Source organism: Mycobacterium sp. M26 (assembly GCF_001494595.1).
Lineage (GTDB): Bacteria > Actinomycetota > Actinomycetes > Mycobacteriales > Mycobacteriaceae > Mycobacterium.
Genome location: NZ_LN929908.1, coordinates 2,663,243 through 2,684,728, shown reverse-complemented (window position 1 = coordinate 2,684,728; position 21,486 = coordinate 2,663,243). Strand labels below are relative to the sequence as shown.

Here is a 21,486-nt window from a genome sequence, read left to right as displayed (position 1 = left end):
GCCCGCCCGCTGACGCGTGCGCCCTGCGCGCCCGTTTCTCTTGTGATGGGATTGCGGCCTATGGGCATCAAAGTGGCGCTCGAGCACCGAACCAGCTACACGTTCGACCGGCTGGTCGAGGTGTATCCGCACGTGGTCCGGCTGCGGCCGGCCCCGCATTGCCGCACGCCCATCGAGGCCTACTCGCTGGAAGTCGAGCCTGCCGACCACTTCATCAACTGGCAGCAGGACGCGTTCGGCAATTTCCTGGGCCGCTTGGTCTTTCCCAGCCGCACCCGTCAGCTGAGCATCAAGGTCGGGCTGATCGCCGATCTCAAGGTCATCAACCCGTTCGACTTCTTCATCGAGGACTGGGCCGAGACCTACCCCTTTACCTACCCCAAGGCACTCAAGGACGACCTCGAGCCCTACCTGCGGCCCGTCGACGAAGGCGAGGAAGGGTCCGGCCCCGGCGATCTGGTGACCTCCTGGGTGCGTGACTTCAGCGTCCCACCGGGCACCCGGACCATCGACTTCCTGGTCGCGCTGAACCGGGCCGTCAACGCCGACGTCGGCTACAGCGTCCGGATGGAGCCCGGTGTGCAGACCCCGGACCACACCCTGCGCAGCGCCATCGGATCGTGCCGAGACTCGGCCTGGCTGCTGGTGTCCGTGCTGCGCCAGCTCGGCCTGGCCGCCCGATTCGTCTCCGGCTACCTGGTCCAGCTGTCCTCGGACGTCGAGGCGCTCGACGGCCCGTCGGGCCCGGAGGCCGACTTCACCGATCTGCATGCCTGGACCGAGGTCTACATTCCCGGTGCCGGCTGGATCGGTATGGACCCCACCTCGGGGCTGTTCGCCGGGGAAGGGCACATCCCACTGGCCGCCACCCCGCATCCGTCCTCGGCGGCGCCGATCACCGGGGCCACCGGGGTCGCTGAGACCACGCTGGACTTCTCCAACACCGTCACCCGGGTGCACGAGGACCCGCGGGTCACGCTGCCCTACACCGACGCGGCCTGGGCGGCCATCACCGACCTGGGGGCGCGCATCGACCAGCGCCTGGCCGACCGCGATGTGCGGCTGACCATGGGCGGTGAGCCCACGTTCGTCTCGATCGACAATCAGGTCGACGAGGAATGGACCACCGCTGCCGACGGCCCGCACAAGCGGGAGCGCGCCTCGGCGCTGGCGGCCCGGCTCAAGGCGGTCTGGGCACCGCAGGGTCTGGTGCAGCGCAACCAGGGCAAGTGGTACCCCGGAGAGCCGTTGCCGCGCTGGCAGATCGGGCTGTACTGGCGCCGCGACGGTCAGCCGTTGTGGAGCGACCCCGCACTGCTGGCCGATCCCTGGGGGCCGGACCGCTCCGAGACCGACCCGCAGGCCGCCGAGCAGCTGCTGGCCGGGGTGGCCGCCAGCCTCGGACTGCCCGCCACCCAGGTGCGGGCGGCCTACGAGGACCCGCTGAGCCGGCTGGCCGCCGAGGTGCGACTGCCGGCCGGTGAAGCGGTGCAGGGCGACGACGATCTGGCCGACGACGCGCCCGAGGCCCGCTCGGCGCTGCTGGCCCGGCTCGAGGAGTCGGTGACCGAACCAGCCGCCTACGTGCTGCCCGTGCACCGCCGCGACGACGACTCCGCATGGGCCAGCGCCGACTGGCGGCTGCGCCGCGGCCGCATCGTGCTGCTGGAGGGTGACTCGCCCGCCGGACTGCGGCTGCCGCTGAACTCGATCAGCTGGCGCCCGCCGCGCACATCATTCCACGACGACCCGATCGCCAGCGGCTCCTACGAGCTGCCGGTGGACCCGGAGAGCGGCGACGCCGTCCTGGAGGACCCGGAGACCTCGCCGACCACCGCGATGGTGGCCGAGGTCCGCGACGGGGTGCTCTACGTGTTCCTGCCGCCGACCGACAAGCTCGAGCATTTCGTCGACCTCATCGCGCGGATCGAATCGGCCGCCGCCAAGGTGGGCTGCGCGCTGGTGGTCGAGGGCTACGGCCCGCCGTCGGATGCCCGTCTGGAGTCGATGTCGATCACCCCCGACCCGGGTGTCATCGAGGTCAACGTCGCGCCCTCGGCCAGTTTCGCCGAGCAGCGTGAGCAGTTGGAGACGCTGTACGAGGAGGCCCGCAAGGCCCGGCTGTCCACCGAATCCTTCGATGTCGACGGCACCCATGGCGGCACCGGCGGCGGCAACCACATCACCCTGGGCGGTATCACCCCGGCGGATTCCCCGCTGCTGCGCCGGCCTGACCTGCTGGTGTCGTTGCTGACCTACTGGCAGCGCCATCCCGCCCTGTCCTACCTGTTCTCCGGGCGCTTCATCGGCACCACGTCGCAGGCTCCCCGCGTCGACGAGGGCCGTTCGGAGGCGCTCTACGAACTGGAGATCGCGTTCTCCGAGATCGCCCGCCTGACCGCGTCGGGTGCCCCCCAGCCCTGGGTGACAGACCGGGCCCTGCGCCACCTGCTCACCGACATCACCGGCAACACCCACCGCGCCGAGTTCTGCATCGACAAGCTCTACAGCCCGGACAGCTCCCGCGGGCGCCTGGGCATCCTGGAGTTGCGCGGGTTCGAGATGCCGCCGCACTTCCAGATGGCGATGGTGCAGTCGCTGCTGGTGCGCTCCCTGGTGGCATGGTTCTGGGACGAGCCGCTGCGGGCGCCCCTGATCCGCCACGGCCTCAACCTGCATGGGCGATATCTGTTGCCGCACTTCATCATTCACGATATCGCCGATGTGTGTGCCGAGCTGCGGGCGCACGGGATCGACTTCGACACCAGCTGGCTGGACCCGTTCACCGAGTTCCGGTTCCCGCGGGTCGGCACGGCGGTGTTCGACCACGTCGAGATCGAGTTGCGCGGGGCGATCGAACCCTGGAACACCCTGGGCGAGGAATCGACCGGCACCGGCACTGCGCGCTACGTCGACTCCTCGGTGGAACGCATCCAGGTGCGCACCATCGGGGCCGACCGCCAGCGCCACATCGTCACCTGCAACGGCTACCCGATCCCGATGCTGGCCACCGACAACCCCGACGTGCAGGTCGGCGGGGTGCGCTACCGCGCCTGGCAGCCGCCGAGCGCCCTGCACCCGACGATCACCGTGGACGGTCCGCTGCGCTTCGAACTGGTCGACATCGCCACCGGGACGTCGCGGGGCGGCTGTACGTACCACGTGTCGCACCCTGGCGGCCGGGCCTACGACAGCCCGCCGGTCAACGCCGTCGAGGCCGAGTCGCGGCGGGGCCGCCGCTTCGAGGCCACCGGCTTCACCCCGGGCAAGGTCGACGTGGCCGATATCCGTGAGAAGCAGGCCCGCCAGTCCATCGATGTCGGCGCGCCGGGAATCCTCGACCTGCGCCGGGTGCGTACCGTGCTGCAGAACTGATGGGGTCGCCGACCCGGGCGTTGCCCGGGGCGGAGCCAACCGTAGGTTTGCAGAGTTACTGAACGGGTTGAAACAGGAGGTGGGGCCGTTGTCGCTGTCGGCTGCCGGCTCTGACCTCAGCCGGCCCAGCCATGACCCGGACCGCCTGCTGGCCGGGTATCGGGCCGCCCGGGCCCAGGAGCCGTTGTTCGACCTGCGCGGCGGCGGATCCAGCTCCTTTGGCGATACCGGCTACGACGAGTTCGTCGACGCCACCGGCACCATCCGGCCGTCCTGGCAGGAGCTGGGCGATCTGATCGGCGAGCGCGGCCGGGCCGGTCTGGACCGGCTGCGCGGCGTGGTGCGCGGACTCGTCGACAACGACGGCATCACCTACATCGAGATCGACCGGCACGGCGAGGCGGTCACCAATGGCCAGGGCATCTCGATGCCCGGTCCCTGGCACCTCGACGGCATCCCGCTGCTGCTGTCAGCGGCCGACTGGGACGTCCTGGAAGCCGGCGTGGTACAGCGCTCCCGGCTGCTCGATGCGGTGCTGTCCGACCTCTACGGCCAGCGCCGGGCGCTGACCAGCGGCATCCTGCCGCCGCAGTTGCTGTTCGCCCACCCCGGCTACATCCGGGCGGCCCGCGGTATCGAGAACCCCGGCCGTCATCAGCTGTTCCTGCACGGCTGCGACCTGAGCCGGGCGGCCGACGGCCGGTTCCTGGTCAATGCGGACTGGACCCAGGCGCCGTCCGGGGCCGGCTACGCCGTGGCCGACCGGCGGGTGGTCGCGCACGCCATCCCCGACGTCTACGAGCGGATCGGCCCGCGGCCGGTCTCGCCGTTCGCCCAGGCGCTGCGGCTGGCCCTCATCGACGCCGCGCCCGAGGCCGCCGAGGATCCGGTGGTGGTGGTGCTCTCACCCGGTATCCATTCCGAAACCGCCTTCGATCAGGCCTACCTGGCCTCGGTGCTGGGTTTCCCGCTGGTGGAGAGCGCCGACCTGGTGGTCCGCGACGGCAAGCTGTGGATGCGCTCGCTGGGCACCCTCAAACGGGTCGACGTGGTGCTGCGCCGGGTGGACGCCGAGTACGCCGATCCGCTGGACCTGCGGCCGGACTCGCGCCTCGGGGTGGTGGGGCTGGTCGAGGTGCAGCGGCGCGGTGCGGTCACCGTGGTCAACACTCTCGGCGCCGGAATCCTGGAAAGCCCAGGGCTGCAACGGTTCCTACCCCAGCTGGCCGAACGGCTGCTGGGGGAGAAGCCGCTGCTGGACACCCCGCAGCTGTACTGGGGCGGGTTCGATCGGGAGCGCCAGCACCTGGTGTCGCGGCTGTCGTCGTTGTTGATCAGGTCGACCGTCGGCGCCGAGACGGTGGTGGGCCCGGCCCTGTCGACGGCTGAGCGCGAGGAACTCGCCGCCCGCATCGAGGCCCAGCCCTGGCAGTGGGTGGGCCAGGAGCTACCGCAGTTCTCCTCGGCACCCACCGACCACTATCCGGGCAAGCTGTCGGCGGCCAGTGTGGGGATGCGGCTGTTCACGGTGTCCCAGCGCGGCGGCTACGCCCCGATGGTCGGCGGCCTCGGTTACGTGCTGGCCCCCGGCAATGCCGCCTACAAGCTCAACAGTGTTGCCGCCAAGGATCTTTGGGTGCGCCCGCCAACGCGCGCCAAGGCCGAGACCATCACCATCCCGTCGGTCGAACTGCCCAGCGGCACCCGGTTCATCAGTTCCCCGCGTGTGCTGTCCGACCTGTTCTGGATCGGCCGTTACGCCGAACGTGCCGAGCATCTGGCCCGGCTGCTCATCGTCACCCGCGAGCGCTACCACGAATACCGCTACCGCCAGGACATGGAAGGCAGCGAGTGCGTGCCGGTGCTGCTCGACGCACTGGGCCAGATCACCGGAACCGACTCCGGGACAACGGGTTCCTATGCCGAAGCGGTGGCCGGTGCCCAGCGCACCATGTGGTCGTTGACCGCCGACCGGCAACGGCCGGGATCGCTGACGCAGTCGATCGAAGGGCTGGGCCTGGCTGCGCGGGCGGTGCGTGATCAGATGTCCAACGACACCTGGATGGTGCTCGGCGGTGTCGAGCGCGCGCTGGCGCAGCAGGCCGGTTCGCCGCCGTCCCCGCAACGCGGCTCGCGGGTCTCCGATGACACCCAGCTGGCCGCTGCCCAGCAGCAGACGCTGGCCGGCATGCTGGCCCTGTCGGGGGTGGCCGCCGAGTCGATGGTTCACGACGCCGGCTGGATGATGATGGACATCGGCAAGCGAATCGAACGCGGGCTGGGGCTGACCGCGCTGCTGCGGGCCACCCTGACGATCGAACGCAGCCCCGGCGCCGAGCAGACCATCACCGAGTCCGCCCTGGTGGCCTGTGAGTCCTCGGTGCTCTACCGCCGGCGCAATCTGGGCAAGGTTAGTGTGGCTGCCGTGGCCGACCTCGTGCTGTTCGACGGGGAGAACCCGCGGTCGCTGGTGTTCCAGCTGGAGCGGCTGCGCTCCGACCTGCGGGCGCTGCCCGGTGCGTCGGGCTCCTCGCGGCCCGAGCGTCTGGTCGACGAGGTCAGCACCCGGCTGCGCCGGCTGGACCCGGCCGATCTGGAAGAGGTCGACGACGAGGGCCGCCGCGCCGAGTTGGACGGGCTGCTCAAGGGAGTGGAGATCGGGCTGCGCGAACTGTCCGACATCATCACCCGGACCCAGCTGTCGCTGCCCGGTGGCATGCAGCCGCTGTGGGGACCGGACCAGCGCCGGGTGGTGCCCTAATGCCGGCGGGCTGGAGCGAAGCGACCGGGGGAATGGGCACGGCGGGCTGGAGCGAAGCGACTCGGGGGACAAGACGATGAGCTTTCCCGACGGACCCACCCCGGTGATCGACAGCCGGGTCTACCGGATCACCCACCGCACCGAGTACAGCTACTCCGATGTGGTCACCAGCTCGTACGGCCGCGGGCATCTGACCCCCCGGGACACCACCCGGCAGCGCTGCCTGACCAATGCACTCGAGATCGATCCCGAACCCGCCGACCGGTCCACCAGCCGCGACGTCTACGGCAACATCAGCTCCTACTTCCACGTCACCGAGCGCCACCACGCGCTGACCGTCACCAGTAACTCCGTCGTCGAGGTCGACCCGCCCCCGGCCGAGTTGTACGGCGGCGGCTCGGCGATGGCGCCGTGGGAGTCAGCCCGTCCGGTGGGCCGCGACGGCGTGCTGGCCTGCGAGTTCACCCTGGACCTGCGGCCGCCGGAGATCACCGACGCGGTCCGCGACTATGCCGCCCCCAGCTTCGCCCCCGGCCGCCCGCTCGTCGAGGTGCTTCGCGATCTGAACGCGCGGATATTCTCCGACTTCACCTACAAATCCGGCTCGACCACGGTGTCCACCCAGGTGAGCCAGGTTTTGGAAGCGCGGGAAGGGGTATGCCAGGACTTCGCCCGGCTGGCCATCGCCTGCCTGCGCGCCAACGGTTTGGCGGCGAGCTATGTGTCGGGATACCTCGCCACCGATCCGCCGCCGGGAAAGGAACGGATGTTCGGCGTCGACGCCACGCATGCCTGGGCTGCGGTGTGGACTCCGCAGAACCACTGGCTCGGTCTTGATCCGACCAACGACCAACTCATCGATGAGCGCTACATCATCGTCGGCTGGGGACGCGATTACGCCGATGTGCCGCCATTGCGCGGCATCATTTATACGGACTCCGATCACAGCGTGATCGACGTCTCGGTGGACGTGGCCCCGTTCGAGGGAGGTGTGCTGCATGCGTGACTTCATCTGTCCGAACTGCGGTCAGCATCTGGCGTTCGAGAACTCGGTATGCCTGTCCTGCGGCAGCTCGGTGGGGTTCTCGCTGGACGACGAGCAGTTCCTGGTGATCGCCTCGGGGGAGAACAGTGAGCATGGCGGGGCGGTGGATGCCGCCGAATACCAGCTGTGCGCGAATCTGTATCTGGCCGAATGTAATTGGCTGGTCAAGGTACAACCGGTGCGGGCGCTGTGCGCCTCGTGCCGGCTGACCAGGACCCGGCCGCGCGACGACGATGCCCCCGCGATGGCGGCGTTCGCGGTGGCCGAACGGGCCAAGCGGCGGTTGATCGCCGAATTGCACGAACTCGGGCTGCCGATCGTGGGACGCGACGAGGACCCGGAGTACGGACTGGCCTTCGACCTGCTCTCGAGTGCCACCGAGAAGGTGTTCACCGGCCACGACAACGGGGTGATCACCCTGGACCTGGCCGAGGGTGACGATGTGCACCGCGAGCAGTTGCGCATCGAGATGGACGAGCCCTACCGCACCCTGCTGGGCCACTTCCGCCATGAGGTCGGGCACTACTACTTCTACCGGCTGGTCGGACCGTCGCCGACGTATCTGCAACGGTTCACCGAGTTGTTCGGTGACCCGGACGCCGACTACCAGGCCGCCTTGGACCGCCACTACAACCAGGGCCCCCCGCCGGGGTGGGAGGGCAACTATGTGTCCTCCTACGCCACCATGCACCCGGCCGAGGACTGGGCGGAGACCTTCGCGCACTACCTGCACATCCGCGACACCATGGACACCGCGGCGTCGTTCGGCCTGGCCCCGGCGAACGCCACCTATCAGCGGAAGATGCTGGGCCCCAGCGGTTTCGACACGATCATCCAGATGTGGCTGCCGCTGGCCTGGTCGCTGAACATGGTGAACCGCTCGATGGGCAAAGAGGATCTGTACCCGTTCGTGCTGCCGGTGCCGGTGCTGGAGAAGATGCGCTTCATCCACACCGTGATCGACGAGGTGGTCAGCGCGGTACAGGCCCGCTGAACGCGTCTTCGTGGGTGAACAGCGCACGGTGGCGGCCTGATGGTTCGGGCTGGGCCGGCGTGGTGGTCCCGGAGTGCCGGCGCATCAGCACCCGCAGGGCGGCGCCCATGGCGGCGACAACGGCGAGTGCCGCCGGAATCCACCACCACTGGCTGCGTCGAACCGCCTGCGCTGCTTGAGCTTTCGCGGACGGCAGGGAAGCGGCCAGGGAGGCGGGGACCGTCGAGACTCCGGAGGCAGCCGACCAGGCGATCCGGGTACCGCGCGGGCCGATGAACGTCCCGGTCTGCACCCCGTTGACGGTGGCCGTATCGGCACTGGGGTAGCTGAACGGCCCGATGGCGCCGCCGGAATCGCGGTAGGCCGCCAGGACCGGGCCGTCGAGCACGACCGCCCCCCACTGCGGGCTCCAGAAAATGGCCGCTCCGCCGGGCTTGCTGAAGTCGGCGACGTGCGCCACGCCGTTGCCGGCGTCGGCTTCATCGCTCACCGGGAAGCCGAGCGGCCCGGCCGGACCACCGAGTGCCTGGTAGCGCTGCTGAATCGGTCCGTACAACGCGCGGGCGCCGGTGGCCGGTGAGAAGTAGATGGCGCCGCCCTGGTAGTCGCGCTCGGCGCCGCCGGGTACGTCGTAGACGTCGCTGACCGGTGGGCCGAGGTCGGACTGCACAGAACCGAGCGCCTCGTAGTGCGTATCGATGTCGTCGATGGCGTCGGCCGATGGACTGGCATGGGCCGGTGCTGCGCTGAGCATGACGCCGACGGCCAGGACGGCGCCGGCGGCCAGGGGGCTGACTATGTGAGCCATGGGGTCTTCCTTTGCCCGCGACGTGATGTCGCGGAAGTCCCACGGTGCATGGCTGCGACCGCGCGTATGTCAAGTTGTGGGCATGGCTGCCGCACCCCTGCATACACGCGGTTTCGAATCGACATCCCCCGGGCGGCAGTCAGACTCGGTGAGTGGCGCCCTCCCAAGCGCAACTCGTTGAGCCGGGTTGCACCGTACCGCCACGGGTATTCACCGCGCAAGGTTTCGGCAAAGAATCGTGCGGTGTGGGTTCGGCGACAGGCGGGCGACGCGCCGCGCCGGTATGACGGCAATCGGCCGGTAGGTCCCTAGGATCGCCGGGTGGCAGATCGCTATGGCACCGATGTGCTCAGCAACGACCCGCACCAGTCGCGTCGGGCCCGCTCGACCGAGCAGGCCGCCGAGCTAGGCATGGTGGTGGAGGATCCGCAGTCCGGGTATGTGGGGGCGGTGGTCGGGATCGAGGGCGGTCGCGTCGAACTTGAGGACCGCCGCGGCAAGCGCCGGGTGTTCCCGCTGGGACCCGGGTTCCTGTTCGAGGGTAAGCCGGTGATCCTGACGGCCCCGCGCCAGACGGCGCCGACCGCCAGCCAGCGAACGAAGTCGGGGTCGGTGAAGGTGGCCGACGCGCGCGCCAAGGTGGCGTTGGCCAGTCGCATCTACGTGGAGGGCCGGCACGACGCCGAACTGGTGGAGCAGGTGTGGGGTGAGGATCTGCGCGTCGAGGGTGTGGTGGTCGAGTACCTCGGCGGTGTCGACGACCTGGCCGACATCGTCGCGTCGTTTCGTCCCGGGCCGGGGCGCCGGCTGGGGGTGCTGGTCGACCACCTGGTGACCGGATCCAAGGAAGCCCGCATCGCCGAGGCGGTGCGGCGCGGCCCCGGCGGTGAGCACACCCTGGTCGTCGGTCATCCGTACGTCGACATCTGGCAGGCCGTCAAACCCGCTCGCCTCGGGCTGGCGCAGTGGCCGGTGGTGCCCCGCAGCGTCGAATGGAAGCACGGGATCTGCGACGCGTTGGGCTGGCCGCACCGCGACCAGGCCGACATCGCCCGGGCGTGGCAACGCATCCGGTCCTCGGTGCGCGACTGGACGGATCTGGAGCCCGAGCTGATCGGGCGCGTCGAGGAACTCATCGACTTCGTCACCCAACCAGCCTGAGAACACTCGAATCTGGTTGTGCGGGTTAGGGTCCCAGGTCCGGCGCCCAGGCCACGCCGTTGATGTGGCTGCCACCGTCGACGAACAGCGTGTTGCCCGTCAGATACCGGCTGCCCTCGCCGGCCAGGAACACCGCCACCGGGGCGATGTCGTCGTAGGGGTCACCCATCCGGCCCATCGGGTTGGCCGCATCAGCCATCGACCCGATCTCGGGATGCTCGGCCACGACCGCCAGGAAGGCCGAACTCTTGGCGGCCGGACAGATGGCATTGACGGTGATGCCGGTGGGCGCCCACTCGCGGGCGGCTGTGCGGGTCAGCGCGCGCAGGGCTTCCTTGGCGGCGTTGTACTCCAGTGAGCCGATGTGGGCGTTGACCCCGTTGAGGCTGCACATGTTGATCACCCGGCCCCAGCCGCGGTCCTTCATGGGGCCGAAAGCGGCGCGCATCGCCCAGAACGGGCCGTAGTAGCCCATCGCGACGCCGTGCGCGAGGTCTTCGTCGGTCTTGTTCTCCACCCGGCCGATCCCACCCCCGCCCCAGGCGTTGTTGACCAGAATGTCCAGTGATCCGTACGCGGAGAGGGTTGTGGCGACGGCATTCTCGACCTGTTCCCGGTCGGTGACGTCGGTAGCGACGAACAGCCCGCCGATCTCGTCGGCGACGGCCGCGCCGGTGTCGGCGTCGAATTCGGCCACCACCACCGAGGCGCCTTCGTCGGCGAACCGCCTGGCGATCCCGGCGCCGATCCCGGCCCCGCCGCCGGTGACCAGGGCGACCTTGCCGGCCAGCTGCCCGGTCACCTCGGGATTCCCTGGGCGACGAGGTCGAAGGCCGCGTCGCTGCCGTCCAGCTGGCGGGCCACCCGGGTGACGATCCGCCAGCCTTCGGCGGTGCGGCGCAGGGTCAGCAGGTGCACCCCGGCACGCCAGACGTGATAGCCGCCGGACTCGCGGCGCAGCAGGATGATCGAGTGGCAGGTCGCGGTGGCGTCGTCGCCGTCGACGGTGACCACCGGCGGGCCGAAGAAGTGGCAGGCGCCGCGGGCCATGAGACCGCGGTGGGCATCGGAGTTGACCATCGCCACCAGTTCGTCGTGCCCGGACATCGTCCAGTCGCCTACGTCGTAGGTGCCCTCGGCGGTCCACAGATCGGCGACAACGTCGGCTTCGCCGGCGTCCACCAGCGGACCGTAGGAGGCGAGGAGCCGGGCGATGGCGCGTTCGTCCTCCAGCGCCGCCAGGCGGCGTTCGAGGGCGGCCAGTCGGTCTTCGCTCATGAGCTGCCTTTCTCCAGGGTGCCGGCCAGCTCGTATAGCGCGGTCAGCTGTTCGCAGTAGTGCTCGGCGGACTGTGCGGTGACCGAGCAGGTCACCGAGGTTGCACCCGCATCTCGTAATGCGTTGAGCCGCTGGGTGGTTCGCTCCGGATCGCCGGTTGGGTCGATGGCGTGTCCGGTGGGCAGCACCACCTCGAAGCCGGTCGGGGTCTCGACCCGGCCCAGCATGGTGGTGAGCTCGGTGGTGCTCAGGCCGAACGGCATCCACCCGTCGGCCAGGGTGACGGCGCGGCGCAGCGAGCGCAGCGTGCGCCCGCCCACCCATATCGGGACGTGCGGCTGGACCGCGCACGGCTCGACGGCGAACCCGTCAAACCGGTAGTGGGTGCCCTGGTAGGACGGCCTGCGTTGCGACAGGGCGGCGCGCAGGGCGCCGATCGCGTCATCGGCGATCTCGCCCCGCCCGTCGAAGGTGGCCCCGAGCAGGTCGAATTCCTCGGCCAGCGAACCGACCCCCACGCCGAGCACCAGGCGGCCTTCGCTGATCCGGTCCAGGGTGCCGAATCTCTTGGCGATCTCCAGTGGATGGTGATAGCCCAGCACCACCACCGAGGTCGCCAACCTGATCGAGGTCGTATGCGCGGCCAGAAAACCGAAGGTGGACAACGGATCCCAGTACACCAGCCCGCGCTGACCGGCGGCGTCCACCGGAACGGCGACATGCTCGGCACAGGTCAGGTGGTCGAAGCCCAGGGCGTCGGCGCACTGTGCAATCCGGGCGAGATCGGCGATCGGGGCGTCCTGCTCCCAGGCGGAGGACACGCCGGGCAACTGCATCACCATCGGCGTCGACAGTCCGATCCGCACAACATGCTGTTCTATCGGCCGCCACACCAAGCAAATGCTTGCGTCCCGGTGATCGGGACCGCTACGGTGAGGTAGAACGAATTCTCGTAGAGCGGACAGGAGTGTGGATGACGGCGGCACTGACCGATACCGCTCCAGCATCGATGCTGGACCGGTTCACGGCCATCATCGACGCCTTTGACGACGGGTCGGTGTCACTGACCCTCGATCAGATCGCCGCCCGGGCCAACCTCCCGCGATCCACCACCCATCGGATCCTTGACCAGCTGGTTCGGCTGCGCTGGCTGACCCATTGCGGGCGCGGCTACCGGCTGGGTGCGCGGACCTCGGGGCGTAGTGCCGGGGAAGGTATCGACGTGCGGCTGCGCTCGGCGGCCGCCCCGGTACTGCACGATCTGCAGGTCCGCACCGGTGCGGTGGTCCACCTGGGTCTGCTCGACCGCGGCTGCATCGTGCACCTGGACAAACTCGGCGGCGCCTCCGCACGGCAGGTCCCGACCTCGGTCGGCAGTCGGATTCCCGCGCACCGGGTCGCTCTCGGTGTCGCCGCACTGGCCGGACTCTCGCCCGAAGACGTCATCGCCGAGCTGAGCTACGTCGGCAACTGGCAGCCCGACCCGGCCTGGTGGGGTGAACTGCACAATGTGCGCCGGCGGGTCACCACCCGCCGCGGCGACTACGTCGAGAGCATGATGTCGGTGGCCGCAACCGTGGGCTGCCGCGCGGCGATCGGGATCGTCACCCCGGACCGGGTGCTGGCGCAGCGATGTCAACCGCTCGTGGCTGCCGCGGCAGCCAGCATCTCCCGAGCGCTCAGCAGCTCGTCGAACTAGCCGCTTCTAGGTGGCCAGACCCATCAGTTTGGCCATCATGCGGTGTGCCCCGGCCACTACCTTGGCGCGGTCCGGGTCGTTGCGCCGCGCCACATCCTCGGCATTGCCGCCGGCCACATAGACCGGCCCATTGCCCAGCTGTTCCAGTCCCTCCCGGGCCACGTCGGCGGGCTGCGCCACCCGCATTCCCGGCACGTCGAAGTTGAGGCCCACCCGCTCCATCGCGGGCGTCCGGGTGACACCGAGCACCAGTTCGAGCACGTCGACGTCGTGATCGCGCAATTCCAGCCACAGCCCCTCGGCGAAGATCCGCCCGTAGGCCTTCACACCCCCGTAGACCGTGTGGCGCACTGATCCCATATAGCCGGCCATCGAGCCGACCAGAAGAATTCCGCCGCGCCGCCGCTCCCGCATCGCCCGCCCGTAGTGCTGGGTGAGCGCCATCATCGTGGTGATGTTCAGATCGATCACCCGCTGGAAGTCCGCGAGGTCGGCGTCGAGAAACTCTGCGCTGCAGGTGTTGGCGCCGGCGTTGTAGATCAGCAGGCCGACTTCCAGATCAGCGGTCAGTTCCGTCAATGCTTCGACCGCAGCGGTGGACGTGAGATCGGTTGCAAGCGTGCGTACTTCGACGCCAAGCTCGCGGCACTCGGCGGCGGTGTCCGCCAGCGGTTCGGGCTTGCGGGCCACCAGCACCAGGTTGATGCCCGAACTGGCAAGCAGCCGAGCGAATTCCGCACCCACGCCCTCCGAACCGCCTGCCACCACCGCCCACGGACCGTACTTCTCATACGCCACGAGTCGATCTTGTCTGGTCATCAGTTAGCACATCGAGACGGTCTCGCTGATCGGTACCGCCGCGCCCCAACAGGGGTGATACCCGATACTTGGGGCGTGCCACGGATCGGAGAGCCCAGGGCGCCGGCCCTGCCCGCGACCGATGACCAGGAGAATCGCCGTGGTGCAATCCTGCGCGCGGCGGCCAGATTGGGCGCGGCCAAGGAGCTCGACCGGATCCAGGCCCAGGAGATCGCCGCCGACGCCGGTGTGGCGTTGCGCACGCTCTACCGGTACTACCCGTCCAAACACCATGTGTTCGCGGCCGTGCTCACCGACCAGGTGGCGCGCTACCGGCCGCCGCCACCGACCGGTGACCGGATCGACGATATCGTCGCGGTCATGGTCGAAGCGTGCCGGAATGTGTTGCGCTACAAGCATTTAGCCCACGCGATGATCACCTCGACCCAGGTGGTCCGGGCGCAGACCCGGGAGCCTGAGGATCCGACGCTGGCGTTGCGCATTCTTGCGGTGGCGGGCATCGATGACCCCACCGAGGAACAGAGCCGCCGCCTGCGTCTGGTGCAGCAGGCCACCACGGGAATCCTGACCTGGGCAGTGGGCGGGGCGCTCAGCCCCGAGGACGCCCTGGCTGACGTCGACCTGGCCTGCCGGCTACTGGTTGCCGGCGTGTTCTGACACCCGCGCCGTCCCCGCCCGGGTCGCCAGTACCGATCCGCTCAGGATCAGTGCCAGCCCGGCGATGTTCCACCACGTCAGCGGCTCCCGCAGCACCAGCACGCCGGCCAGCAGCGCCACCGCCGGGTTGACGTAGGTGACGATCAGCGATCGTGCCGCACCGACCTCCCGGATCAGGGCGAAGAACACCACGAACGCCAGCGCGGTGCAGATACCGGCCAGCCCGGCGATCGCCCAGTACGTCTGGGCGCGCAGCGCGTGCGTCGGCCAGGTCAGTGCTGCGGGGACCAGATACACCAGTGCCGCCAGCCCCAGGCACGCCGAGGTCAGCGCCGGACCGGGCACGTCGGCCAGATAGCGCGCGGCGATCAGCGGGGCGATGGCATAGCAGGTCGCGGTGAGCAGCACCTCGGTGACCGGCCAGGCGCCACCTCCGGTGAGACCCGGGCCGGCCAGCACCGCCACACCGGCCAGCCCGACCCCGAGGCCGGCGACCCGCCACGGCCCGAGACGCTCGCCGCCGGTGAGCCGGTCAAGCACCGCGGCGATGATCGGCGCGGCGGCGATCAGCAGACCGGTCAGCGAACTGGTCAGGTGCCGTTCGGCATCGGAGAGCATCAGCCACGCGGCGATCATCTCGAAGAACGCGAAGGCGGCCACCGCTTTCCAGTGCCTGCGCAGCAGGGCACGGGTGGCCGGGGCCAGCGCCAGCGGCAGGAGTAGCGCCGCCCCGACCGCGGATCGCACGAAGACCAGGAACGGGACGGAGACCTCACCGACGGCCACCTTGATCATCAGGTAGGGGACACCCCAGATGACGCTCATGGCCGCGAACAGGACCCAGCCGCGTGCGCTCACGACGACCACATTACGAACGTGGTAAGCCTGTGGTCGTGGCCGACAGCCTGTTCGATGTGCCCGGGGACGACGACCGGCCGGGTCTCGACGTGCCTGCCTCGGCTCCGCTGGCCGTGCGGATGCGGCCATCGTCGCTGGACGAGGTCGTCGGGCAGGACAACCTGCTGCGCCAAGGCTCACCGCTGCGACGGCTGGTCGAAGGGTCCGGCGCGGCGTCGGTGATCCTCTACGGACCGCCGGGGACCGGGAAGACGACGCTGGCCTCCCTGGTCAGCCAGGCCACCGGTCGGCGATTCGAGGCGCTCTCGGCGCTCACCGCCGGTGTCAAAGAGGTCCGGGCCGTCATCGACAACGCCCGTCGCGCCGCGGCCTACGGCGAGCAGACCGTGTTGTTCATCGACGAGGTGCACCGGTTCTCCAAGACCCAGCAGGACGCCCTGCTGGCCGCGGTGGAGAACCGGATCGTGCTGCTGGTGGCGGCCACCACCGAGAACCCGTCGTTCTCGGTGGTCGCCCCGCTGCTGTCGCGCTCGCTGATCCTGCAACTGCAGCCGCTGACCGCCGACGCCGTCCGCACCGTGATCACCCGGGCCATCGAGGATCCGCGCGGGCTGGGCGGCCGGGTCGCCGTCGACGGCGACGCGGTGGACCTGGTGGTGCAACTGTCCGCCGGTGACGCCCGCCGCGCGCTGACTGCGCTGGAGGTGGCCGCCGAGGCCGGCGAGCGTGTCACCGTCGAGGTCGTCGAGCAGTCGCTGGACAAGGCGGCGGTGCGTTACGACCGCGACGGCGATCAGCACTACGACGTCATCAGCGCCTTCATCAAGTCGATCCGCGGCTCCGATGTGGACGCCGCACTGCACTACCTGGCCCGGATGCTGGTGGCGGGGGAGGACCCGCGGTTCGTGGCGCGCCGGCTGATGATCCTGGCCAGCGAGGACATCGGGATGGCCGACCCGTCGGCGCTGCAGACCGCGGTGGCAGCCGCCCAGACCGTGCAGCTCATCGGTATGCCCGAGGCGCAGCTGACGCTCGCGCATGCCACCGTTCACCTGGCCACCGCGCCGAAGTCGAATGCGGTGACGACGGCGCTGGGCGCGGCGATGAGCGACATCCGCGCCGGTAAGGCCGGGATGGTGCCGGCGCACCTGCGCGACGGGCACTACGCGGGCGCGGCGAAACTGGGCAACGCCCAGGGCTACCGCTATCCGCACGATGACCCGGATGGCATTGTGCCGCAACAGTATCCGCCCGACGAACTGGTCGGCGTCGACTACTACAAACCGACCGGCCATGGCGTCGAGCGCGAGATCTCCGGGCGGCTGGACAAGTTGCGGGCGATCCTGCGTCGCCGGCGCGGATAGCCGACGCGCAAGCGCACGTTTCGGGCGTTAGGGGTGTGCGTCTGCTCGTGGTCCCAGGGGATGGCCGGCCCGCTCGCGGATACCGCGCAGCATCCCGCGCTCCATCACGAAATGCGCGACGTCGTAGCTGATGATGCCGGCCGATCCGCCGGTGCCGCGGGCGATCAGCCGGGTGCGCTCACCGTGCGGGCGCAGGTAGAACGCCCACGACCCGAACGCCTTCTCTCCGCGTCGCACCCGTTCGGCGTCGGCGGGCGACATCAGCACAACATGGGATGGCGGCTCCATCGCGACTACTTCCTGGCTGGCGCCGGGTCCGTAGCGGCGGGCCAGCCACACCGTGTCACCAACATGCAGGTCCTGCCATTCCGGATGGACGACGTCGGCGTTGCGGATCCGGGAGCCGACCAGCCGCTCCAGGACGTCGTAGCTGTAGAACCCGCCCTTGTCCTCGCCGATCTGTGCCAGCCACGGCCACACCGCCCCCACCGGCGCGTCGATGGTGATCGCCCGGGTGGTCCGCGGCGCTCCTGGTTCGACGAGGTCGTCACCGGGCAACACCGCAGCGGCTTCCTCGGCGCTCGCGCCCCAGGTGTTCATCCACGGCCGCACCAGCCAGCGGTAGAACCCCACCCCGCCGGCAATCGCCATGGCCGCGGCCAGCAGCGGTCTCTGCCTGCCCATAACCGCCAACCTAGGCGTGGCCCGGCCGGTGCGGCAGAGCCTTAAGTCCCGCGCCGTCAGGCCATTTCGGGGACCCGCAGGTGCGCCACCGTCAGCTCGAACTCGCCGACGTCCTGCTGATCGGCACCGAGGTCGCGCAACAGTGCGGTCCGCAGCGAGCGGGCCTGCTCTCGCGTCCGCTCCATGGCCTCGCGGCTGTCGTAGGTGGTGGACACCACCGCCCGCCCGGAGGCCCGGTCGCTCATCAGGCTGCTGCTACAGAAGCCGTCGAGCCGTTCGATCTCGGGAAGCACCGACGCCTTGTAGAACTCGAGCGCCCGGTCGAACTGATCGGGCCGCACCGTGAGCCAGGTCGCCCGCACCCAGGCGACGTCGGCGGACCGGTGATCGCGGTGCACCGCCGCGATCTGCCATTCGTCCACCGTCGTGGCGCCCTGAAACGCCTCGGCCGCCCGGTCGCGCACCCGCCGGACCTCCTCGGCGCTGGCACCCATCGCCTCGGCGGACTCCCAGGCACTGGTCGCGATGCAGCGCCCGGACTCGCGGTCGGTCAGCAGCGAGACCCCGACACAGCCCGCCATGCTCTGCAGCGCAGGCATCACCTCGTCGCGGAAGTAGGCGACTCCGGCGTCGATCGACTCAGGGCGGGCGTCAAACGTGGTAGAGCGTGCGAGCACGGCCCACCTCCTCGAAGACGGGGCAGCGCCCCGGTGGCGCCACCGGCTGCTTCCACCTTCCTCCACAGCGGTTGACCTGGCAATGCTCTGCCCGGGGTCGCCTAGGCTGGAGTAGTGGACACCGATGTGCTCGACGTCGACACCGCGCGGCGGCGGATCGTGGACCTCACCGATGAGGTGCGGTCGTTCTGCCGTGCCCGCGGGCCCAAGGCCAGTGGGTTGTGCAACGTCTTCGTCCCGCACGCCACCGCCGGTGTCGCGATCATCGAGACCGGTGCGGGATCCGACCACGACTTCCTCGACACCCTGGAACGGTTGCTGCCGCGCGATGACCGGTACCGCCATGCGCACGGCTCGCCGGGCCACGGCGCCGACCATGTGTTGCCGGGGATCGTGGCGCCGTCGATCACCGTCCCGGTGGCCGACGGCAGCCCACTGCTGGGCACCTGGCAAAGCATCGTGCTGGTGGACCTCAACCGGGACAACCCTCACCGGTCGGTGCGGCTGAGCTTCCTCGGCGGCTGAACCGGACCGGCCCGGTAATGTAGTGCGGTCGAAGCGACAGTCGAGCCGCAACCCCAAAACGCAAGGACAGCTACCCAGTGCAGACACATGAGATCAGGAAGCGGTTCCTGGATCACTTCGTGAACGCAGGACACACCGAGGTGCCCAGCGCCTCGGTGATCCTCGACGATCCGAACCTGTTGTTCGTCAACGCCGGCATGGTGCAGTTCGTGCCCTACTTCCTGGGCCAGCGCACCCCGCCGTACTCGACGGCCACCAGCATCCAGAAGTGCATCCGCACCCCTGACATCGACGAAGTCGGCATCACCACCCGCCACAACACCTTCTTCCAGATGGCGGGCAACTTCTCCTTCGGGGACTATTTCAAGGCGCGGGCCATCGAACTGGCCTGGACGCTGCTGACCAATCCCGTCGAGGAGGGCGGCTACGGGTTCGACCCGGAGCGGCTGTGGGCCACGGTCTTCTACGACGACGACGAGGCCGAGCAGCTCTGGCAGGACATCGCCGGGCTGCCGCCTGAGCGCATCCAGCGCCGCGGGATGGCCGACAACTACTGGTCGATGGGCATCCCCGGCCCATGCGGACCGTGTTCAGAGATCTACTTCGACCGCGGTCCCGAGTACGGCATCGAAGGCGGGCCGGAGGCCAACGAGGACCGCTACATCGAGATCTGGAACCTCGTGTTCATGCAGAACGAGCGCGGCGAGGGCACCTCCAAGGAGGACTTCGAGATCCTCGGGCCGCTGCCGCGCAAGAACATCGACACCGGTATGGGTGTGGAGCGCATCGCCTGCCTGCTGCAGGACGTCGACAACGTCTACGAGACCGACCTGCTGCGCCCGGTGATCGACAAGGTGGCGGAGTACGCCCCGCGCGGCTATGGCGCCGGCAGTCACGACGATGACGTCCGCTACCGGGTGATCGCCGACCACACTCGCACCGCGGCGATCATCATCGCCGACGGCGTCACCCCCGGTAACGAGGGCCGCGGCTACGTGCTGCGCCGGCTGCTGCGCCGCATCATCCGGGCTGCCAAGCTGCTCGGCGTCGAGCGCCCGATCATTGCCGAGCTGATGGCCACCGTGCGCGATGCGATGGGGCCGTCGTATCCGGAGCTGGTCACCGACTTCGACCGGATCAACCGCATCGCGGTGGCCGAGGAGACGGCGTTCAACCGCACGCTGGCTTCGGGGTCCAAGCTGTTCGAGGAGGCCGCCGCCGCGACCAAGAAGTCCGGCAAGACCGTGCTGGGCGGCTCGGACGCGTTCACCCTGCATGACACCTACGGCTTCCCGATCGAGCTGACCCTGGAGATGGCCGCCGAGGCCGGACTGAGCGTCGACGAACTCGGGTTCCGCGAGTTGATGGCCGAGCAGCGCCGCCGCGCCAAGGCTGATGCCGCCGCCCGCAAGCACGCCCACGCCGACCTGTCGGCTTTCCGCGAGCTGGTCGACGCCGGCCCGACCGAGTTCACCGGCTTCGACGAATTGACCTCGCAGGCAAGGATTCTCGGGATCTTCGTCGACGGCAAACGGGTTCCGGTTGTGAGCCACGAGTCGCGCGTGCATTCCGAAGCCCCGGAACGTATCGAGATCGTGCTCGATCGGACCCCGCTGTACGCCGAGTCCGGTGGTCAGATTGCCGACGCCGGAACGATTTCGGGCACCGGGGGCAGTGAGTCCGCCAAAGCTGCGGTCACCGACGTGCAGAAGATCGCCAAGACGCTGTGGGTGCACCGGGTCACCGTCGAGTCCGGCGAGTTCGTCGAGGGTGACACCGTGGTGGCCGCCGTCGACCCGCAGTGGCGCCGCGGTGCCACCCAGGGGCATTCCGGTACCCACATGGTGCACGCTGCACTGCGACAGGTATTGGGCCCCAACGCCGTTCAGGCCGGTTCGCTGAACCGTCCCGGATATCTGCGGTTCGACTTCAACGCCCAGGGTGCGCTGAGTGAAGAGCAGCGCAACCAGGTGGAGGAAGTGGCCAACGAGGCCGTGCAGGCCGATTTCCCGGTCAACACCTTCACCACCGCTCTGGAGAAAGCCAAGGCCATGGGCGCGATGGCGATGTTCGGTGAGCAGTACCCCGACGAGGTGCGGGTGGTCGAGATCGGCGGCCCCTTCTCGCTGGAACTGTGCGGCGGCACCCACGTGCACAACTCGGCCCAGATCGGCCCGATCACGATTCTCGGTGAGTCCTCGGTCGGCTCCGGGGTGCGCCGCGTCGAGGCCTACGTCGGACTGGATTCGTTCCGGCACCTGGCCAAGGAACGCGCCCTGATGGCGGGGCTGGCCTCGACCCTGAAGGTGCCGTCCGAGGAGGTGCCCGCCCGGGTGGCCACCCTGGTCGAACGGCTCAAGGCCGCCGAGAAGGAACTCGACCGGGCCCGGCTGGCAACGGCTCGTGCGGCCGCGGCGAATGCCGCCGCCGGCGCCGAGCAGGTGGGTAAGGTCCGTCTCGTGGCGCAGCGCATGTCGGCGGGGATGACCGCCAACGATCTGCGCTCCCTGGTCGGCGACATCAAGGGCAAGATCGGGTCGGACCCGGCCGTGGTGGCCCTGATCTCCGAAGGATACGAGGGCACCGTGCCGTTCGTGGTGGCCGCCAACCCGGCTGCCCAGGACGCCGGACTGCGGGCCAACGATCTGATCAAGGCGATCGCCACGGCGGTCGACGGGCGCGGCGGCGGGAAGCCCGACCTGGCCCAGGGTTCCGGCAAGGATGCCGCCGGGATCGACGCGGCGCTGGCTGCGGTCCGCGCCGAGATCGCCCGGAGCTAGC

At 69.4% G+C, this 21,486-nt stretch carries 18 protein-coding genes; 10 read left to right on the top strand and 8 right to left on the bottom strand.

The features are described 5' to 3' along the window. Positions 1-60: 60 nt before the first annotated feature. The 4 genes from BN3385_RS22120 to BN3385_RS22105 all read left to right on the top strand — a co-directional run bounded on the left by BN3385_RS22120 (position 61) and on the right by BN3385_RS22105 (position 8,175). Complete coding sequence (locus tag BN3385_RS22120; RefSeq protein WP_059020029.1) at positions 61-3,375, top strand: transglutaminase family protein; 3,315 nt, start codon at positions 61-63, stop codon at positions 3,373-3,375. 88 nt (positions 3,376-3,463) lie between these two features. After that, positions 3,464-6,136, top strand: a complete 2,673-nt coding sequence (locus tag BN3385_RS22115) for a circularly permuted type 2 ATP-grasp protein (RefSeq protein WP_059022306.1) — start codon at positions 3,464-3,466, stop codon at positions 6,134-6,136. 76 nt (positions 6,137-6,212) lie between these two features. Next, on the top strand, positions 6,213-7,142 hold the full coding sequence (locus tag BN3385_RS22110) for a transglutaminase family protein (protein WP_059020027.1): 930 nt from the start codon (positions 6,213-6,215) through the stop codon (positions 7,140-7,142). Continuing rightward, positions 7,135-8,175, top strand: coding sequence for a zinc-binding metallopeptidase family protein (locus tag BN3385_RS22105; protein WP_059022305.1), 1,041 nt, complete (start codon positions 7,135-7,137; stop codon positions 8,173-8,175). The genes BN3385_RS22110 and BN3385_RS22105 overlap by 8 nt, the downstream gene beginning before the upstream one ends. On the opposite strand, the gene BN3385_RS22100 is transcribed toward BN3385_RS22105, so the two are convergent. Continuing rightward, positions 8,153-8,983: an LGFP repeat-containing protein gene (locus BN3385_RS22100; RefSeq protein ID WP_059020025.1), complete on the bottom strand. Its 831-nt coding sequence runs from the start codon at positions 8,981-8,983 to the stop codon at positions 8,153-8,155. The two genes, BN3385_RS22105 and BN3385_RS22100, sit on opposite strands and share 23 nt — an antisense overlap. Before the next feature lie 321 nt (positions 8,984-9,304). Between BN3385_RS22100 and BN3385_RS22095 the strand changes: the two genes are divergently transcribed. Next, positions 9,305-10,144 carry a DUF3097 domain-containing protein gene (locus tag BN3385_RS22095; RefSeq protein ID WP_059020023.1) on the top strand — a complete coding sequence of 280 codons (840 nt, stop codon included), beginning with the start codon at positions 9,305-9,307 and terminating at the stop codon, positions 10,142-10,144. A gap of 25 nt (positions 10,145-10,169) precedes the next feature. Here the strand turns inward: BN3385_RS22095 and BN3385_RS22090 are convergent, their stop codons facing one another. Genes BN3385_RS22090 through BN3385_RS22080 form a run of 3 tightly spaced genes read right to left on the bottom strand, consistent with a single transcriptional unit; the run spans position 10,170 to position 12,288 of the window. After that, complete coding sequence (locus BN3385_RS22090; protein WP_059020021.1) at positions 10,170-10,946, bottom strand: SDR family NAD(P)-dependent oxidoreductase; 777 nt, start codon at positions 10,944-10,946, stop codon at positions 10,170-10,172. Further along, positions 10,943-11,422: a nuclear transport factor 2 family protein gene (locus BN3385_RS22085; RefSeq protein ID WP_059020019.1), complete on the bottom strand. Its 480-nt coding sequence runs from the start codon at positions 11,420-11,422 to the stop codon at positions 10,943-10,945. The genes BN3385_RS22090 and BN3385_RS22085 overlap by 4 nt, the downstream gene beginning before the upstream one ends. After that, complete coding sequence (locus BN3385_RS22080; protein WP_059020017.1) at positions 11,419-12,288, bottom strand: LLM class F420-dependent oxidoreductase; 870 nt, start codon at positions 12,286-12,288, stop codon at positions 11,419-11,421. Before BN3385_RS22080 ends, BN3385_RS22085 begins: the two co-directional genes overlap by 4 nt. Before the next feature lie 107 nt (positions 12,289-12,395). On the opposite strand from BN3385_RS22080, the gene BN3385_RS22075 reads away from it, so the two are divergent. Then, a complete protein-coding gene (locus tag BN3385_RS22075) occupies positions 12,396-13,121 on the top strand; it encodes an IclR family transcriptional regulator (RefSeq protein ID WP_059020015.1) in 726 nt (241 codons plus the stop codon). Positions 13,122-13,127: 6 nt separating this feature from the next. Here the strand turns inward: BN3385_RS22075 and BN3385_RS22070 are convergent, their stop codons facing one another. Then, positions 13,128-13,940: an SDR family NAD(P)-dependent oxidoreductase gene (locus BN3385_RS22070; protein WP_059020014.1), complete on the bottom strand. Its 813-nt coding sequence runs from the start codon at positions 13,938-13,940 to the stop codon at positions 13,128-13,130. 75 nt (positions 13,941-14,015) lie between these two features. Between BN3385_RS22070 and BN3385_RS22065 the strand changes: the two genes are divergently transcribed. Further along, on the top strand, positions 14,016-14,597 hold the full coding sequence (locus tag BN3385_RS22065; RefSeq protein WP_059020012.1) for a TetR/AcrR family transcriptional regulator: 582 nt from the start codon (positions 14,016-14,018) through the stop codon (positions 14,595-14,597). On the opposite strand, the gene BN3385_RS22060 is transcribed toward BN3385_RS22065, so the two are convergent. Continuing rightward, positions 14,574-15,455, bottom strand: a complete 882-nt coding sequence (locus tag BN3385_RS22060) for a DMT family transporter (RefSeq protein ID WP_059022303.1) — start codon at positions 15,453-15,455, stop codon at positions 14,574-14,576. The genes BN3385_RS22065 and BN3385_RS22060 overlap by 24 nt on opposite strands. Positions 15,456-15,490: 35 nt before the next feature. Here BN3385_RS22060 and BN3385_RS22055 point away from each other — a divergent pair, with 35 nt between their 5' ends. Further along, positions 15,491-16,819: a replication-associated recombination protein A gene (locus BN3385_RS22055; RefSeq protein ID WP_059022301.1), complete on the top strand. Its 1,329-nt coding sequence runs from the start codon at positions 15,491-15,493 to the stop codon at positions 16,817-16,819. Between the two features lie 27 nt (positions 16,820-16,846). Here the strand turns inward: BN3385_RS22055 and BN3385_RS22050 are convergent, their stop codons facing one another. Continuing rightward, positions 16,847-17,503 carry a hypothetical protein gene (locus tag BN3385_RS22050; protein ID WP_059020010.1) on the bottom strand — a complete coding sequence of 219 codons (657 nt, stop codon included), beginning with the start codon at positions 17,501-17,503 and terminating at the stop codon, positions 16,847-16,849. Positions 17,504-17,559: 56 nt separating this feature from the next. Continuing rightward, positions 17,560-18,180, bottom strand: coding sequence for an antibiotic biosynthesis monooxygenase (locus BN3385_RS22045; RefSeq protein ID WP_059020007.1), 621 nt, complete (start codon positions 18,178-18,180; stop codon positions 17,560-17,562). A 126-nt stretch (positions 18,181-18,306) separates the two neighbouring features. Between BN3385_RS22045 and BN3385_RS22040 the strand changes: the two genes are divergently transcribed. Both BN3385_RS22040 and alaS read left to right on the top strand, forming a co-directional pair. Beyond that, a complete protein-coding gene (locus tag BN3385_RS22040) occupies positions 18,307-18,705 on the top strand; it encodes a secondary thiamine-phosphate synthase enzyme YjbQ (protein WP_197415325.1) in 399 nt (132 codons plus the stop codon). A 77-nt stretch (positions 18,706-18,782) separates the two neighbouring features. After that, positions 18,783-21,485, top strand: coding sequence for an alanine--tRNA ligase (gene alaS / locus BN3385_RS22035; RefSeq protein ID WP_059020003.1), 2,703 nt, complete (start codon positions 18,783-18,785; stop codon positions 21,483-21,485). Position 21,486: the final 1 nt, after the last annotated feature.

Bases quoted from the DNA above. Each gene is read 5' to 3' on its own strand.
- BN3385_RS22100 (WP_059020025.1), bottom strand. From the start codon at position 8,983: ATGGCTCACATAGTCAGCCCCCTGGCCGCCGGCGCCGTCCTGGCCGTC.
- BN3385_RS22050 (WP_059020010.1), bottom strand. From the start codon at position 17,503: ATGGGCAGGCAGAGACCGCTGCTGGCCGCGGCCATGGCGATTGCCGGC.
- BN3385_RS22105 (WP_059022305.1), top strand. From the start codon at position 7,135: ATGCGTGACTTCATCTGTCCGAACTGCGGTCAGCATCTGGCGTTCGAG.
- BN3385_RS22120 (WP_059020029.1), top strand. From the start codon at position 61: ATGGGCATCAAAGTGGCGCTCGAGCACCGAACCAGCTACACGTTCGAC.
- BN3385_RS22075 (WP_059020015.1), top strand. From the start codon at position 12,396: ATGACGGCGGCACTGACCGATACCGCTCCAGCATCGATGCTGGACCGG.
- BN3385_RS22085 (WP_059020019.1), bottom strand. From the start codon at position 11,422: ATGAGCGAAGACCGACTGGCCGCCCTCGAACGCCGCCTGGCGGCGCTG.
- BN3385_RS22070 (WP_059020014.1), bottom strand. From the start codon at position 13,940: ATGACCAGACAAGATCGACTCGTGGCGTATGAGAAGTACGGTCCGTGG.
- BN3385_RS22110 (WP_059020027.1), top strand. From the start codon at position 6,213: ATGAGCTTTCCCGACGGACCCACCCCGGTGATCGACAGCCGGGTCTAC.